Origin of the sequence: Enterococcus sp. DIV2384 (assembly GCF_050534975.1) — a bacterium.
Taxonomy (GTDB): domain Bacteria; phylum Bacillota; class Bacilli; order Lactobacillales; family Enterococcaceae; genus Enterococcus; species Enterococcus faecalis.
Window position 1 is genome coordinate 2,660,825 of sequence record NZ_CP172905.1, and the last position, 15,782, is coordinate 2,676,606.

16 protein-coding genes are annotated in these 15,782 nt (G+C 41.6%); 4 read left to right on the plus strand and 12 right to left on the minus strand.

From position 1 onward, the window contains the following. Window positions 1–14: 14 nt before the first annotated feature. The 3 genes from menA to pplA all read right to left on the minus strand — a co-directional run bounded on the left by menA (window position 15) and on the right by pplA (window position 3,227). Window positions 15–962 carry a 1,4-dihydroxy-2-naphthoate polyprenyltransferase gene (gene menA / locus IGK54_RS12710; RefSeq protein WP_010821964.1) on the minus strand — a complete coding sequence of 316 codons (948 nt, stop codon included), beginning with the start codon at window positions 960–962 and terminating at the stop codon, window positions 15–17. Window positions 963–975: 13 nt separating this feature from the next. Further along, window positions 976–2,043, minus strand: coding sequence for an FAD:protein FMN transferase (locus IGK54_RS12715; protein WP_033594840.1), 1,068 nt, complete (start codon window positions 2,041–2,043; stop codon window positions 976–978). Window positions 2,044–2,297: 254 nt separating this feature from the next. After that, the gene (gene pplA / locus IGK54_RS12720) at window positions 2,298–3,227 is read right to left on the minus strand and encodes an extracellular electron transfer flavoprotein PplA (protein ID WP_002368513.1); all 930 of its coding nucleotides are present in this window, start codon (window positions 3,225–3,227) and stop codon (window positions 2,298–2,300) included. A 277-nt stretch (window positions 3,228–3,504) separates the two neighbouring features. Between pplA and IGK54_RS12725 the strand changes: the two genes are divergently transcribed. The 4 genes from IGK54_RS12725 (at window position 3,505) to IGK54_RS12740 (ending at window position 7,684) form a co-directional block, all read left to right on the plus strand. Beyond that, entirely contained in the window at window positions 3,505–5,451 is a 1,947-nt protein-coding gene (locus IGK54_RS12725) for an NAD(P)/FAD-dependent oxidoreductase (protein WP_002354747.1), read from the plus strand. A gap of 217 nt (window positions 5,452–5,668) precedes the next feature. Further along, on the plus strand, window positions 5,669–6,091 hold the full coding sequence (locus IGK54_RS12730) for a NusG domain II-containing protein (protein ID WP_002354745.1): 423 nt from the start codon (window positions 5,669–5,671) through the stop codon (window positions 6,089–6,091). An 11-nt stretch (window positions 6,092–6,102) separates the two neighbouring features. Then, the gene (locus IGK54_RS12735; RefSeq protein ID WP_002354743.1) at window positions 6,103–6,660 is read left to right on the plus strand and encodes a Gx transporter family protein; all 558 of its coding nucleotides are present in this window, start codon (window positions 6,103–6,105) and stop codon (window positions 6,658–6,660) included. Window positions 6,661–6,697: 37 nt separating this feature from the next. Next, window positions 6,698–7,684 (plus strand): polyprenyl synthetase family protein, encoded by a 987-nt coding sequence (locus tag IGK54_RS12740; protein ID WP_002358954.1) that lies wholly within the window; start codon window positions 6,698–6,700, stop codon window positions 7,682–7,684. 542 nt (window positions 7,685–8,226) lie between these two features. Here IGK54_RS12740 and folP read toward each other — a convergent pair. From folP to IGK54_RS12785, 9 genes are all read right to left on the minus strand, one after another. Continuing rightward, the gene (gene folP / locus IGK54_RS12745; protein WP_002386219.1) at window positions 8,227–9,018 is read right to left on the minus strand and encodes a dihydropteroate synthase; all 792 of its coding nucleotides are present in this window, start codon (window positions 9,016–9,018) and stop codon (window positions 8,227–8,229) included. Continuing rightward, window positions 9,011–9,604 carry a non-canonical purine NTP pyrophosphatase gene (locus IGK54_RS12750; RefSeq protein WP_002386218.1) on the minus strand — a complete coding sequence of 198 codons (594 nt, stop codon included), beginning with the start codon at window positions 9,602–9,604 and terminating at the stop codon, window positions 9,011–9,013. The genes folP and IGK54_RS12750 overlap by 8 nt, the downstream gene beginning before the upstream one ends. Window positions 9,605–9,607: 3 nt before the next feature. Then, window positions 9,608–10,177 carry a GTP cyclohydrolase I FolE gene (gene folE, locus IGK54_RS12755; RefSeq protein ID WP_002383148.1) on the minus strand — a complete coding sequence of 190 codons (570 nt, stop codon included), beginning with the start codon at window positions 10,175–10,177 and terminating at the stop codon, window positions 9,608–9,610. Next, window positions 10,171–10,656, minus strand: coding sequence for a 2-amino-4-hydroxy-6-hydroxymethyldihydropteridine diphosphokinase (gene folK / locus IGK54_RS12760; RefSeq protein WP_002378871.1), 486 nt, complete (start codon window positions 10,654–10,656; stop codon window positions 10,171–10,173). Before folK ends, folE begins: the two co-directional genes overlap by 7 nt. Then, window positions 10,657–11,019 carry a dihydroneopterin aldolase gene (gene folB, locus IGK54_RS12765; RefSeq protein ID WP_002354733.1) on the minus strand — a complete coding sequence of 121 codons (363 nt, stop codon included), beginning with the start codon at window positions 11,017–11,019 and terminating at the stop codon, window positions 10,657–10,659. It lies immediately after the preceding gene. A 197-nt stretch (window positions 11,020–11,216) separates the two neighbouring features. Further along, window positions 11,217–12,566 carry a glutathione-disulfide reductase gene (gor, locus tag IGK54_RS12770; RefSeq protein ID WP_033594852.1) on the minus strand — a complete coding sequence of 450 codons (1,350 nt, stop codon included), beginning with the start codon at window positions 12,564–12,566 and terminating at the stop codon, window positions 11,217–11,219. 86 nt (window positions 12,567–12,652) lie between these two features. Further along, a complete protein-coding gene (locus IGK54_RS12775; RefSeq protein ID WP_430603079.1) occupies window positions 12,653–13,051 on the minus strand; it encodes a hypothetical protein in 399 nt (132 codons plus the stop codon). Between the two features lie 74 nt (window positions 13,052–13,125). Next, the gene (locus tag IGK54_RS12780) at window positions 13,126–14,679 is read right to left on the minus strand and encodes a hydantoinase/oxoprolinase N-terminal domain-containing protein (RefSeq protein ID WP_002387598.1); all 1,554 of its coding nucleotides are present in this window, start codon (window positions 14,677–14,679) and stop codon (window positions 13,126–13,128) included. Continuing rightward, window positions 14,680–15,774, minus strand: a complete 1,095-nt coding sequence (locus IGK54_RS12785) for a DUF917 domain-containing protein (RefSeq protein WP_002354727.1) — start codon at window positions 15,772–15,774, stop codon at window positions 14,680–14,682. Window positions 15,775–15,782 lie beyond the last annotated feature (8 nt).

A 15,782-nucleotide genomic window follows, 5' to 3' on the forward strand; every position in this document is an offset into this window, starting at 1 on the left:
ATTTTTCCGCAAGACTAACCAAGTAAGGCGCTAATGAATAGCCCTAAGGCATAGGTGCCATTGAAAACCATTAAGTTTTTAATGGAATGACGGAAACTTTTCGGCTGCGGCAATTCTTGTTTAAACGTTTGAATATTTTTCCAAATGACAGGCAAAGTAGCAAATGTAATTAACACTGGCCATTGATAAATGCCACTAATGAAGCCGAATAAAATCACCAGATAACCAGCTAGCGCTAACACTTGAAACAGCACAATCCCTGCTGGGCGCCCGATATAATAGACTAATGTATAACGGTGGTTCTCAATATCCGTGTCTAAGTCCCGTAAATTGTTGGCGAGCATGATGTTAGCAATCGAACAGACCAAGGGCAAGGACGCCACGACAATCGCAAGCACCGCCCAGAGATTGCCGTCTAAGCGAAAGGCGCCGCTAGCAAAATCGACCGTTAAGTAAAACGGCGGATTGGTGACGACATTCAAGTAAACGGTTAAGACGAAGATGCCTAAGCCCATCGTGAAGCCACTGAAAATTTCCCCCAAGGGCATGCGGGATAACGGAATCGGTCCATACGTGTAGAAAATCCCGATGAAGCAGCAAATCCCGCCTAATACGAGGAAGAGCCAGCCGGTTTGAACCGTTAAGTACGCACCCACAACGGCAGTGAAGGCAATCATGGCGAAAATCATGTTGCGAACTAGTTGTGGTGAAACCCCTGATTGTCCGATAATGTTTTCTTCATATTTATAGACGTCTGATTTGGCTTTTTTGAAGTCCATGTAATTATTAATGGCGGTGGTGGCCATATCAAAGACCACCATGCCAATGAAGAAAACCAGCGTGTTGCCCCACTGGACTTCCCCAAAATAGGTCATTGAAAACAAGACCCCGATAATAAAGGGAAAGAGACTGGCTAGCTTCGTCTGAATTTCCACTACTTTTAAAAACACATTTAAAGACATTTTTAGTCGCTCCTTATTTCAAATCGGCCCGATTCCCCATCGTATAGCCAGAGTCTTTGCCGATTTCAAAGTTGCCTTCGATATCTTTGCTGATGTAGACTTTGTCGTCTTTTGTGACGAAAATGGCATCGGTTCCTTTCAGACTTTCGACATATTCTAGTCCTTTTTTGACGCCCATTGAGAAGACGGCTGTTGAGAGACCATCACCATCGATGGATTTGTCGGTGATAATGGTGACACCCGCGATGTCGTTATCAAACGGATAGCCAGTTTCACGATCAAAGAGATGGTGGTAGGTTTTGCCATCGACTTTTAAGTAGCGTTCATAAATTCCTGATGTGACTAAGGTTTTGTTGCTTTCTTTGACTTGACCTAAAACAGTGTTGCGGGCTTTATTCGGGTCTTGAATGCCGACTGTCCAGTCCATGTCTTTGCCACGTGGGCTGTGTCCTAAGACGTAAACATTTCCGCCTAAATCGACAATAGCGGTGGTGACGCCGTTGTCTTTGAGGACTTTCACAACTTCGTCGGTGATGAAGCCTTTGGCAATTGCGCCTAAATCCAATTGCATGCCTTTTTCTTCAAGGTAAACGGTTTGCTTTTTGTCGTTGAATTTGACTTTCGTGTAATCGACAAGTTTCAAGGCTTGATCAATTTCGGCTTGGCTTGGTTTGCGGGCATCATCGAAGCCAATGTGCCACATAGAGGTGATTGGGCCAATTGCCATGTCGAAACCACCGCGGGAGTCTTTGCTGTATTCATAGGCTTTTTTCAACAAAGGATACAGGTCATCTGAGACTTTGACCGGTTTCACGCCTGCTTCTTGGTTGATTTCATCAATTTCTGAACCTGGTTGGTTGACCGTGATTTTATCGCCTAGTTCTTTGACGCGGGCAAAGGCTTTCGGTAAGACGTCTTCTTTGCCATCATCGTAGATGCGAATTTGAACGTAGGTACCAAGCATTGTTTGACGGTCAGAGTATGGTTCTGTATTAATTTTCGCTTCTGGTTTTGAGGAACAAGCAGCTGCCACAAACAGCACTGCTAGAACACTCACCATGAGCAGAAGTTTCTTTTTCATAGGATTCCCTCTTCTTTCCTTCTTTAATTAAAAAATAAGTTCTCTTGCATAGTAGCCTTTTTTGGAAAAAATGAAAAGTCTTTCTCTTGGAAATTCACAAATTTCTGTGAAAAAATTTGTGAAATGATGGACAGAACTAGCGAAGAAAAAGGGGCGGGAAAGTCAGCCAACCGACTTTTTCCCAACCCCTCAATGGTGTCAAGTAATTGCTGAAAAGCATTTCAGGAACTACTTCACGATTCATTTATTTCTAATTATTTTGTTACGATGTTGTCAACAACGATTTCAGTTGTGTCGCCTTTTTCAGCAGCGTTCACTAATTGTTGTGCGTAGTTGATGAATGAATGTGTGCTGTGTGTTGCACCAGTTACCACTTCAACACCTGCAGGTGAGCCGTCTTCTTCGCCCATTGCTTTAACAAATTCTTTGTTTAATGTTTCGATATATTCTTTTGGTCCAACGCCAGCAACGTCTTTCATTTTGCTTTCGTATTCAGTGTCATCTTTTTTAGATTTGCCGTCAGCGTTCACGTTATCGTAGTTAGATTCAGTCACTTTACCATCTTTCACAGTCATTGAGAATGTTGTGTGGTAGCCGTTTGAGTCATTTTTTTCTTTCAATGAGTACGTACCATCTTTCAATGTTGCCCCATTGTCGATTTCGATTGTGTCTGTGTTACCAGCTTGTGCTGCTTGGATTAATTGTTGTGCGTAGTTTTGGAATGATTCAGATGAATGAGTCGCACCAGTTACTACTTCCACACCGCTTGCGCTTTGTGCTTTAACAAAAGAATCGTTTAATTGTTTGATGTATTCTTTTGGTCCAACACCAGATTTTGCTTTCATGCTTTCTTCATACTTAGTGTCTTCTGTTTTAGATTTGCCGTCAGCATTGATGTTGTCATATTTAGATTCAGTGATTTTGCCGTCTTTTACAGTCATTTCAAAGACTGCACGGTAACCATTTTTTTCATTTTTTTCTTCTAATTTATACGTACCATCTTTTAAATCGCCACCGGCAACTTTTTTCGCTGGTGCTGATGATTCAGTTGATTTTTTCGTTTCTGAAGATGCTGCGCTAGAAGAGTTCGTTGTGTTGTCTTTCTTGTCTGCGCCACAGCCTGCTAATACTAAACTAAATAATGCAATTGCCGCAAAACCTTTAACAAATTTATTCACTTTCATTGATAGTCACCTTTTCTTTCATGATTTTCACAAACATTAAAAGTTTGTGATACATTACACATTATAATGGTTTTAAAAACGTTGTCAAGACCATCCCCTAAAAATATTTACATTTCGGTCTTTTTTTCATCAAAAACTCATCGTTGGAGTAAATTTGTTGACAATTAAAATTTATATTAGACAAATTCGTGAAATACTTATATAATGTTAGTCGATTGTGTACTTATTAATCATTATCACTATTTTACTACTTACAATATTAAGGAGCGGATTGTCAATGACAAAGCAAAATATTGTCGTTGTAGGTGCTGGGTATGCTGGCGTTTCAGCTACTAAATTTCTAGCAAAGAAATTTAAAAAAGATACGGACGTAACAATCACATTGATTGATCGCCATTCTTACCACACTATGATGACCGAATTGCATGAAGTAGCAGGCGGACGTGTTGAACCAGAAGCAATTCAATACGACTTACAACGTTTGTTCTCACGCAAGAAAAACGTAAAATTGGTAACAGATACTGTTACTGGGATCGACAAAGAAAACAAAGTTGTGAAAACTTTAGCAGGTTCTTATCCATTTGACCAGTTAATTCTGGGTATGGGTGGCGAACCAAACGACTTTGGAACACCAGGCGTGAAAGAAAATGGTTTCACCTTATGGTCATTTGATGATGCAGTGAAAATTCGTCATCACATTGAAGCAACCGTTGCTAAAGCAGCCATCGAACCAGATGCTGAAGTACGCAAAGCAATGTTAACATTCGTTGTCTGTGGTTCTGGTTTTACTGGGATCGAAATGGTCGGCGAATTAATCGACTGGAAAGATCGTTTAGCGAAAGATGCCAAAATTGATCCAGACGAAATTACATTAATGGTTGTTGAAGCAATGCCAACCATCTTAAACATGTTATCTCGTAACGATGCTGCCAAAGCAGAACGTTATCTAGAAAAGAAAAATGTTCAATTATTATTGAACTCACCAATCGTTGAAGTTGCAGCAGATCACATTAAATTAAAAGATGGTTCTGAAGTACCAACGCATACATTAATCTGGACAGCTGGTGTGAAAGCAACTTCTGATGCCGCTGACTTTGGTTTAGAAGCAGCACGTGGTAGTCGTTTAGTTGCGAATGAATACATGCAAGCAAAAGGCTACGAAGACAAAAACATTTATATCATTGGTGACTTGGTTTATTATGAAGAAACACCAAATACACCAACTCCTCAAATCGTTCAAGCAGCTGAACAAACAGGTCATACTGCGGCTGCCAACATCGTTGCAGATATTAAAGGCGGCGAAAAACACGCCTTTAAAGGAAACTACCAAGGATTCATGGTTTCCATCGGCGCGAAATGGGGCGTTGCCAACTTATTCGATAAAATTCATTTGAGTGGTTTCTTAGCCATCATTATGAAACATATCGTTAACTTGAAATACTTCTTTGATATTCGTTCTGGTTACTATATGTTCCAATACATTATGCACGAAATCTTCCATATTAAAGATGATCGTTCTGTTGCTCGCGGACATACGTCTCGTTACGGCAATGTCTTGTGGAGTGTTCCGCTACGTGTCTTCTATGGTATGGTTTGGTTAGTCGAATCAATGAAGAAAATTGTCGGCAACGGCGATTACTTGAAACCAAGCACTTGGTTTGGTGATGGTTCTTGGTTCACAGATAAAGTCGTTTTCCCATTCCCTTGGTTACAAGAACAAGTAACAACAGGTGCTTCTCAAGCAACTGAAACAGCAACAACTGCTGCAAGTGGTGCGGCGGATGCGGCGGCAAGCGGTGGTGCCGATGCGGCAACACAAGCAGCGCACTTTGGTTTAAGCTACGCTTACGGCGAAACACCAATGCAAGTGTTTGATCACATGCCTAAATGGTTCGAAAGCGTAATGAAATTTATGATGCCAAACCAAGAAGTTGCTTTGTTCATGCAAAAATTCATGACAATCGTTGAAGTATGTATTGCTTTAGCATTGATTGCTGGTTTATTCACTTGGTTATCAAGTGCTGCTACAATTGGTTTAACAATTGCCTTCTGTTTATCTGGCATGTTCTATTGGGTAAATATCTGGTTTATCTTTGTCGCTTTTGCTTTGATGAACGGTTCAGGCCGTGCTGTCGGTTTAGACCGCTGGGTAATTCCATGGATTCAACGCAAACTTGGTAAAGCGTGGTATGGTACCCCGAAAGCTAGATACGGCGGTAAGTAAGCAATCGATAATCGATTGACAACTACGAGCAAAAGCTGAGACACATGTCTCCAGCTGACTATCATAGGATTTAGTATGTGGGACAGCAGTCAAGCATGACTTTTGTCCCACATATTTTCTTTTATATAATATGGTGGCTCAACTGGAAAAGAATACTTCTTTTCCGTTCACTGTGTTATGATAGACAAGAAAAAAACACCAAAGGAGAGAGAAGAAAATGACGATCAAAGAATTCATTAAGAAAAGTCGCTTGAAAACATGGGACGTTATTATTATTGCTATTTTAGTTCTTGGTTCTTTTCTGCCCCTTGTTGTTTTTGCCATGCAAAACCGTGGTCAAGAAGCGGCTACGTATCAAGCAGTCTTGAAAGTAGACAACAAAGTAATCAAAGTCTTTGACTTAAAAAAGGACGGCCCGCATTATACATATAAATACGAAGCAAAAGACGGTGATTACAACCTGATTGAAGTAGATGGTGATCGTATCCGCGTGAAGGAAGCCAACTGTGCTGACTTAGTGGATGTTCGACGAGGCTGGATTTCCAAACCTGGTGAAACCCCGATTGCCTGTCTGCCCCACAATTTGTTTATCACCGTGGAAGCTTCTGATGGGAGTGAAGACGGTAGCTTAATTTATTAAGCACGACAACTATGAGCAAATTACACAAGAATATTTATATTGCTATGCTCGTTGCCCAAGGGGTCATTATTGGTTTAATCGAAAATATGATTCCTTACCCTTTCGCATTTGCTCCTGGGGCAAAGCTCGGTCTAGCAAATTTAATTACCATTATTGCGATTTTCACCATGCGTAAGCGTGATAGTTTTTTCCTGGTCTGTTTACGTTTGATTTTAACGACATTACTGGGCGGCACACTTTCGACCTTTTTCTATAGTGCCAGTGGTGCCTTATTAAGTTATTTCGGCATGTTGCTTGTCAAGCAGCTGGGGCCAAAACGGGTCAGCATTATTGGGATTAGTGCCGTTGGTGGTTTCTTACACAACGTTGGTCAGTTGCTAACGACCTCTTTCTTTGCTCATTCGTGGGCGCCGATGCTGTACTTACCATTTTTATCTCTGTTTGGGTTACTCTCGGGGATTGCCATTGGGATTGCCGCTAATTATTTACTACAACATGTCCAGACGTTACGAAAATTCCAACTGAATTATGAACAAACAACGAAACATAAGTGGAGTCAATTTTTCTAATTGAAAACCTGTCCGCCACAATTAAAGGAGTCATCTTATGAATATACATCCTATGTGGAATACCTATCCTACGTTATCAAAAGAATTAACAACTACTCTTCGCTTGATGGAACAAGCGGTTCAAATCGATAATCAAGAGATTCAAGCTGCTGTCCATGACATGATTCATTCTGGCGGCAAATTGCTACGTCCAGCCTACCAACTGTTGTTCTCTTATTTTGGTGAACAGCGGGACCCTAAAAAGGCGACAGCGTTAGCGGCTTCCATTGAATTACTGCATACCGCCACGTTAGTTCACGACGATATTGTCGACGAAGCCGATACGCGTCGTGGCTTGCCAACATTGCGTTCGCGCTTTGGAAATAGCACAGCCGTGTATACAGGCGATTATCTTTTTGTTTGCTGCTTCAAGCTCTTATCTGATTATTCTTCTTCATTAAAAAGCATTCAATTAAATTCGCGCAGTATGGAAAAAGTCCTGACTGGTGAGCTTGGTCAAATGGACAATCGCTATAATTTCGAGGTAACGATTGACCAATATTTAAAAAATATTTCCGGGAAAACAGCGGAATTGTTTGCGCTAAGTTGTTTTGTCGGTGCCTATGAAAGTGGCACCTCCCAACGTTTTGCCAAACGTTGTGGTGAAATCGGCGAAAATATCGGACTGGCTTTTCAAATTATTGATGATATTTTGGACTATACACAAACTGCCGATGCTATCGGCAAACCCGTCTTAGAAGACGTACGTCAAGGCGTGTATTCTTTGCCCTTGATTTATGCACTTGAAGCCAATCGTGAAGTCTTGTTGCCACTTTTAATGAAAAAAGAAGCCTTGACCGATGAAGAAACACAGGAAATTTATCGTCTTGTCCATGAACTAGGTGGCGTAGAAAAGGCCCAACAATTAGCCACTCATTACACAGAAAAAGCGCTGAAAGAAATCAGCAAACTTCCTGAAACAAAGGCCCAAGCGAAAGAACAATTGTATGAAATTACACAAACGATTTTGACAAGAGAAAATTAAAAAAGCCGCTGGATCCTATTGAGGATTTAGCGGCTAGCTTTTTAGGTGATACCTTGGTATAATAAACACGAAGAGAGCGTACTAGACATACGCTCTCGGGTAGACCGTTTAAGACGGTAGCTTGATTTTAATACGGAAATAAACCCGTCAATCTTCGCTAAAGGTTATGACGGGTTTATTTTTTGTCGTTTTTATTACTGATTTTGACAATTAACGTTGCGAAAGCAATCGCAAGCATCAATGCTTCAAAGACAGTCACTACTATTCCTTTCTAGGGAAAGAGCAAACAAGCAAAAACATTGGCAGTCCCCCTTTTTTTGAGAAATTGCCACCGTCATAAACTTCCTACTTGTGTAGTATAACACATTTGTACCTTCCTAGAATACGCTTACTTTCCTGATTATTCAACAGCCGCTTTCTTTTGTAATAAAAATCGCGCACCGTTTACTGGGATAAAACGATTCAGCCAACTAAAATTTTTTAGACTAAACAGACCGACCATCAAAAAAGATGGTCGGTCTATTTAGTCTATTGCTCCGCCTTTACTCCTTCTCCGACAATGCTCGCCAGACATCAAATGTTTGTTTTAAGCCTTGGACATTATGAACACGTAAAATTTCTACGCCTTGTTGTGCTGCATACAAGGAAGCAGCGGCTGAACCAAAATCACGGTTGGCTGGTTCTGGTTCGTTCGTTAAAGCGCCAATGGTTCGTTTGCGAGAAACGCCGTATAGTAACGGATAATCTTGGTAGCGAAAGGCGTTAGGATCTTTTAACAATTGAAGGTTTTCTGCGACAGTTTTATGAAAGCCGATCCCTGGATCGAAACAAATTTTTTCTAAGGAAAGCCCATATTTTTGGCATTGTTCAATTTTTTCTGTATAAAATTGGTGTAACTCTTCTTTTAAAGAAAGAGATTGGCGTTTTCTAGAATGCATAATCACAACTTGGATTTCAGGATATTGCGCGAGGACTTCTGCCATCCCCGGAGTGTCTAATCCTTTGATGTCATTAATCATTGTGGCGCCAGCTTGGATCGCGGCTTCCGCTACTTCGGGATAGTAGGTGTCCACAGAAATCGGCGCTAGAGAAGTCTCACGTATTTTTTTTATTAACGGTAATACTCGGTCTGCCTCAACTTGTGGAGAAACTTCTTCGTAGCCAGGACGTGTGGATTGGCCGCCAATGTCTAAAATATCGGCCCCCGCTTCTAGTAAATGAAGCGCATGTTGATAGGCCACGTCGACCGTTGTGTAGCTACCGCCATCAGAAAAAGAGTCGGGGGTCGTGTTGACAATCCCCATAATTTGGTAATTCTTTTTTAAATCAATCATTGTCACATTGCTCCTTTATCTGCTGAATCATCTTTCGTAAAGCCCGCATTCTAGGACTTATCTTCATTCGTTCACTCGTGGACAACTCCGCTAAGGTTTTGCCTCGGTCTGGTAAATAAATAATCGGATCAAAACCATAACCGCCTGTACCGCGCGGTTCAACTAATTCACCAGTCAAAGTGGCTTCCGTTTGCAACAGTTTGTCGTCATCGAGTACATAGACCAACGTGGCTGATAAGGTTAACTCGCGAATCGACTGTTGCCCTTCAAATAAGTGCAACAGTTCGCGGTTCTGTTCTTCCGGATTGGCTGAATGGAAAAAGCGGCTTGTATGAATACCTAATAAATCAGGAAAAGCAGTTAACGTTAAGCCGCCATCATCACCTAACACTGGGCGGCCAATTAATTGTTGGAAAAAGCGAGCTTTTAGATAAGCATTTTCAGCATACGTAGTACCAGTTTCTGCAGGTTGTTCTTGACTGGTGGTATACTTTCGATAAGAGACAAGTTGAATAGCGGGGTCCTTAAGTCCTGATTGCATTTCTTTTAACTTACCTTGGTTATTCGTGCCAACAATGATTTCCATTTTCTAACGTATCTCCATTAAAAATTGATTTTTCCACTCTTGTTCTTTAAATAGTCCGGTAAATTGAAATGTTTTGGTGCTACTTTGTGGTGTTTTCACGCCGCGCATCGTCATACACATATGTTCCGCTTCAATGGCTACTGCAATGCCTTTGACGGGAATATTTTCTTGGAGTTTGCGGGCAATTGTCACTGTTAAATCTTCTTGAACTGTGGGACGTTTGGCACAATGTTCTACTAATCTTGGTAACTTGCTTAGTCCCAATACTTTGCCACCTTCTGGCAGATAAGCGACATGTACTTTTCCATAAAATGGCAATAAATGGTGTTCACACATTGAATAAAAGGCAATATCTTTTACTAAAACCATTTCGCCTTCATTTAAGCTATCAAATAATTTATAATCATCAAATTCAGGTTCGGTTAATCCACTAAAAACTTCTGCATACATTTTAGCTACGCGTTTGGGTGTATCAATGAGTCCTGCCCGTTGAGTATCTTCCCCCACTGCTTCTAAGATTGTGGTAACTGCCTGCTCAATTTGCGCTTGTTTTTCCTGCTCCATCTCTACCATTCCTTTTCGCTTACTCGCACTTCTTCTTGATTGCCACTGCGCTGAATCCACGTAGCTATTGGCGCGCCCAATAGTTGTTCCTCTGCGTAAACATCACTTAAGGGAATCAAAACAAATGACCGTTTTGTTAATTCTTGATGAGGAACTTGTAAGTGGGGCAACGCGACTGACTGTTCCCCTAATAATAAAATATCAATATCAATAATCCGCGGACCCCAGTGAATTAATTTTTTACGTTTCATTGCTTGCTCAATCCCTTGGGTAACAGCCAATAACTCTTCAGCGGTATAGCTAGTATCAATTTTCAATACGGCGTTCAAAAAATCATCTTGGTCTGTATAGCCGTAAGGATCCGTTTCATAAAGTTTTGAAGAAGCCACGACCTGAATCTGCGGGTCTTCGTTTAAATAATTGCGGGCTTTCACTAAATTTGCGTATGGATCGCCGACGTTACTACCTAATGCTACATAGCCAATCATCTATACTTCTCGCTCCATTTCAATTTCAATATTGTCAAAAAGGCCGGGCATCGGCACACTATATTTTCTAATTTTAATGATAATTTTGTTCAATTGTTCTTGATAATCTGCGGAAATATCATCTAAAATAGCACTCGCTAAACCTTCGATTAAATCGTACGAGTGATTGTTTACTCGTTGGGCAATCAATTCATTCACTTCGGCATAATTGACTGTTTGGGTGACATCATCTGTTCGCCCTGCCTCGGCTAGCGACAACTGCATTTCAAGGTCGATTTCTACTTGCTGTCCTAGACGTTTTTCTTCTGCCAAAACACCATTTTTTGTGAAAAATTTCAAGTTGTTGATTCTAATTTTATCCATCCTCTAACTCCCTACCCTCTGTTTTGCTGATTTTTTTAATCATAGCATATTTCTTGGAAAAGTCAGTAGTTAAAAGATGGAAAAGTGGTTATTGGTATGATATAAAAAATTACTTTTTACGAATCCAATAGTATAACTCGTGTATTCAAAAAAGGGCGTTGCATCAGCAACGCTCTTTTTTGGGGTCTATTCGCCTTTTATCGCATTGTTACAAATTCTTCTGAGCCTGTTGGATGAATCGCAACAGTATTATCAAAATCTGCTTTGGTTGCGCCCATTTTAATAGCGACTGCAAAGCCTTGTAGCATTTCGTCAACACCGATGCCGATGCCATGCAAACCGACAATTTTTTCTTCTTTGCCAACACAGATTAATTTCATGTCGCATTTTTGACGGTATTCTCCTAAAGCGAAGTACATTGGCGTAAAGCTAGAGCGATAGATTTTCACTTGGTCTTCGCCATATTCTTCAAGCGCTGCTTTTTCCGTCAAACCAATTGTCGCAACTGGTGGATGGGTAAAGACCACCGTTGGTACCAAGTTATAATCCAAATATAAATCGGTTTGTCCGTTAAATAAGCGTTCAGACAGGCGCCGACCAGCGGCAATCGCGACTGGCGTTAAGTCGATTTTCCCAATAACATCGCCGACTGCGTAGATACCATTTTGCGTGGTATTTTGGAATTTATCTACTTTGACGTAGCCTTTTTCATCAAGGGCTACTTTCGTATTTTCTAAGCCTAATTGATCCGTGTTCGGCTGACGGCCTGTCCCGAAAATCACGGCATCTGTCGTGATTGATTCACCATTTTCAAATGTAATAACATACTCATTCTGCGCCGTTTTTTCAATTTTAGCTGGTGTTGCATTCGGATGAATTTGCATGCCCATTTCTTGATAGCGTTCTACGACTTTTTCAGAAAGCATGTCATCAAAGCTTCGTAATGGTCGTTCATGACGGAAGGCCCAATGTGTTTCTGCGCCTAAGCCATGTAAGGTTCCTGCTAATTCGGCTGCGATGTAACCTGCACCGACAAAGACCACACGTTTTGGCATTTCTTCTAACGCAAAGAAGCCGTTTGAATCTAAGGCATATTCTTCTCCTGGAATACCTAGTTTTTTCGGACGACCACCTGTCGCGATTAAAATGTGCGGCGCCGTATATTCTGTCCCATTGACTTCAATTGTTTGCTCCCCAGTAAACGTAGCGTAACCATGGATACGTTCAATGTTGTTACTGTCTAAACCACGATTATACGCACCATGTAAGAAGTTGATATATTTTTCACGATTTTCAACTAATTGTTTAAAGCTAAAATTTTTGATTTCAACATCAAACCCGTAGCCTGCTGTGTCTCTTTCCATCATTTCCATCATGCTGCTGGCTTGCCACATGACTTTTTTAGGCACACAACCAACGTTGACACAGGTCCCACCAATTTCGTTGCCCTCAATTAAAAGGACGTTGGCTCCGTGCATTCCTGCGCGGTTAGCAGAAGCAATCCCGCCACTACCGCCACCAATAACAATATAATCATAGGTTTTCATTTATTCTGGCTCCCTTTCAATTTGAACTTTCTCTCTTATTATCGCAAAAAATAGCAAAAAAAGACAGTCGTATTACTTACTTTTGTTTAGTTTTCTGCTGCTTCTGTTTCATGGATTCGTTCCGTAAAAGCACTGGGGGAAAGGAATTCAACCGTAGCATTGTCGAAGGGAATTCCTAAATCTTCTTTCGTTACGTTTGGATTCATTGTAATGACGTAAAGTGTTTTGCCTAAGGAAAGTGCAATCCCAATTTCTAAATAACTTAGTCGGTCAAAGTCACCATTAATAAAAACGTAGGTTGCTTCGTGAAGATACCGTTTTATCACTTCAATATCTGTAAACATTCCGGTTTGAACACAATCTGCTAACCCGAAGCCCACTGCACCCATACAGCCATGCTCATCTTCAAACAGCTGAGGATCTACCAAAAGGTCCGTTTGAATACGAGGGTTTTGACCAATTTGGTAGGCGAATAATTTAGCCATAGTTATTCCTCCTTCTTTTTCTTTTACTATAGCACAAAAAGGAAACCCTCATATGCCAGAGGATTTCCTTTCTTTTAATACATATTCCCAACCACTTTTACTCGTAAGCGGGTTGCATTTTCTGGATGATAGGCGAGTGGTGTTTCTTCCACCTCGACTAACTCGATTGTGCCAGGGACTGCACCCGCAAGTTCAGCTTGTTGGACGGCTTTTTCTTGGGCATCAGTCAACGCCGCGTCTCGTTGGATTTTTGAATAAACATAAATTTGTTCGTATTGTCCGCTAATCTGAGCGATAGAGGCACCGATGGCATTCGCCACTGCTCCGTTTTTGTTGCGAATTAGCGCTTTAACGCCTGTCAATTCTTCGGGGATGATAATACTCCCACCACCAACTAAAACGACCGTCACGTCTGCGGAACTGGTCTTCATGCGATCAATCGCTTCACTGACCAATTCGCCAATTTTTTGGTACACTTTTTCCGCAAACGCTTGGTCTAAATGAGCCACTTTGCTAGGATCACCGACTTGGGCATGGCCTAAGCGAACCGCGATATCAGTGGTCGTTAATTGTGTGCCGCCAAAAACAAGGGCCTCTTGTGTAATACGGTAGCCGACACTATCGGGGCCAACTGTCACAGAACCATCTGGTTGTTCACGCACTAGACTGCCGCCGCCGACACCGATTGACACGATATCTGGCATTCTAAAATTGGTCCGTACCCCGCCAACATCAACGGCCAGTGAAGATTCTCTTGGAAAGCCATCCACTAACACGCCAATGTCGGACGTTGTGCCACCAACATCTAAAACAACCGCATCTTTCAAGCCAGCTAAGTATGAAGCGCCACGAATACTATTGGTTGGTCCACAAGCAATGGTTAAAATAGGAAACTGTTTGGCATACGTTAACGACATTAACGTACCATCATTTTGACATAAGTACACTTGGGCGTGATGAATTTTTTCTTGTTCTAAGGCTTGTTCAAAGCCTTCGCTGGTCACTTTAATTACTTTGTGCAACGCAGCATTCAAAATTGTCGCATTTTCCCGTTCAATTAAACCGACAGACCCAATCATTGAGGAGCAAGATACAGGAACATCTGCCCCTAACACTTCCTTCGCAAGTGCTTGAACAAACAATTCTTGGTCATTTTTTAAAGAAGAAAAAACGCCAATTACTGCGATTGCCTCTACTTCTCCTCGCCAAGAGGCCAAAATCCCACGTAATTCTTCTTCGTCCAGTGCAGTCAATGGTTGTCCATCATATTCGTAGCCGCCATGTGCTAAAGCATACGTTTCTGAAAGAGTGGCCACTAAATCCTTGGGCCAAGCTGTGTAAGGCAAGACCGAAGCGGTTGCTGGATAGCCCAAACGAAGGACCCCAACTTTTGCTAATTTTTTTCGTTCAACAATGGCATTCGTACATTGGGTCGTGCCCAACATTGCATGTGTGACTTTGGTTGGGTCCACTGCTGATTCTGCCAAGACTTTATTTAAGGCACCGGCAATCCCTGTTTGAATATCATCGGTTGTTGGAACTTTCACTGAATGAATCAAGTTTAATTGATGATCTAAAATAACAGCATCTGTATTTGTGCCGCCGACATCGATACCGATTTTATACATTTATTTGTCCTCCTTTGCTACTAAGTTTTCTAGTGGTTGATAATCCATTTCGTAGCCGAAATACCGAGGACCCACTGTTTCGATACCTTTTTTCGTTCGCCAAGCGGCATTCGCTTTCAAGCCCATTACTTGGACACGTTTGCCGTATTTCAAGCTTTCTGTTGTCACAGGCGTTAAAGTTTCTAAATCTACCATACAAATCAAATCAGGCGTCATCGCAATCACCTGACCATCTTTCTCGGCAATTAAATTTTCATTTTGAAAATGGACGACTGCTTCTGAACCAGCGTCACTGTTTAAGCCACTCAATTTGACACGTCCCAAATTGAAGCCACCTTTTACTTCTCGTTCCACATCTAGAATTTTTCCTTGGAACAATTCAAAGCCATCCGTAACTTCTACTAATGCTTGGCGTTTTTCTTGTTCATCTGCATAGGTACCTCGAATCACTTTGCCAATTTCTTCTGATAATGTCACGATGTTGTGAATCCCATAGTCTTGTAATTGTTTGCCTGTCGCGGGATAAATGCTCACTAAAGCACTGGCGCCCATTTCAACCGTTTGAACACGAGCAAGACGTTCTGTCCAAGTATTATCAATCGTTTCCATAATGCCAATATTTCCTTTTTCATCGGTAATTGCCATAGGGGTCGCTGACATCCCATTCAAATGGAACGTTACCATAGGCAATTCTGGAAAGGCCCGACCCATACCATCGCAATCCACCAAGGGAATGCCTAGCTTCGCTGCAACAACAATTGGAATCATTGAATTGACGCCCCCAGCTTCCATTGGAAAGGTTCCCGCAATCGTTTCTTGGTCTAAATATTTTCCTAACTTCTCAAAGACACGGACGAATTCGTCGCCTTTGGGAAATTTTTCAATTGCGACAGATGGGGCACCCATCATTGCGGCGGGTAGGAAAAAATCCTCTGCAGCTATCTCTTCTGGAGAAACCAGTTTGACAGGTCCGTTTTCTTCGATGGCGGACAAAGCCATCATTTTACCAATGTAGGGATCACCGCCACCTCCTGTCCCTAAAAAAGCTGCTCCTGTGGCTATATTCTCAATTGCTTCTGCATCTAAATAACGCATTCTCCGAC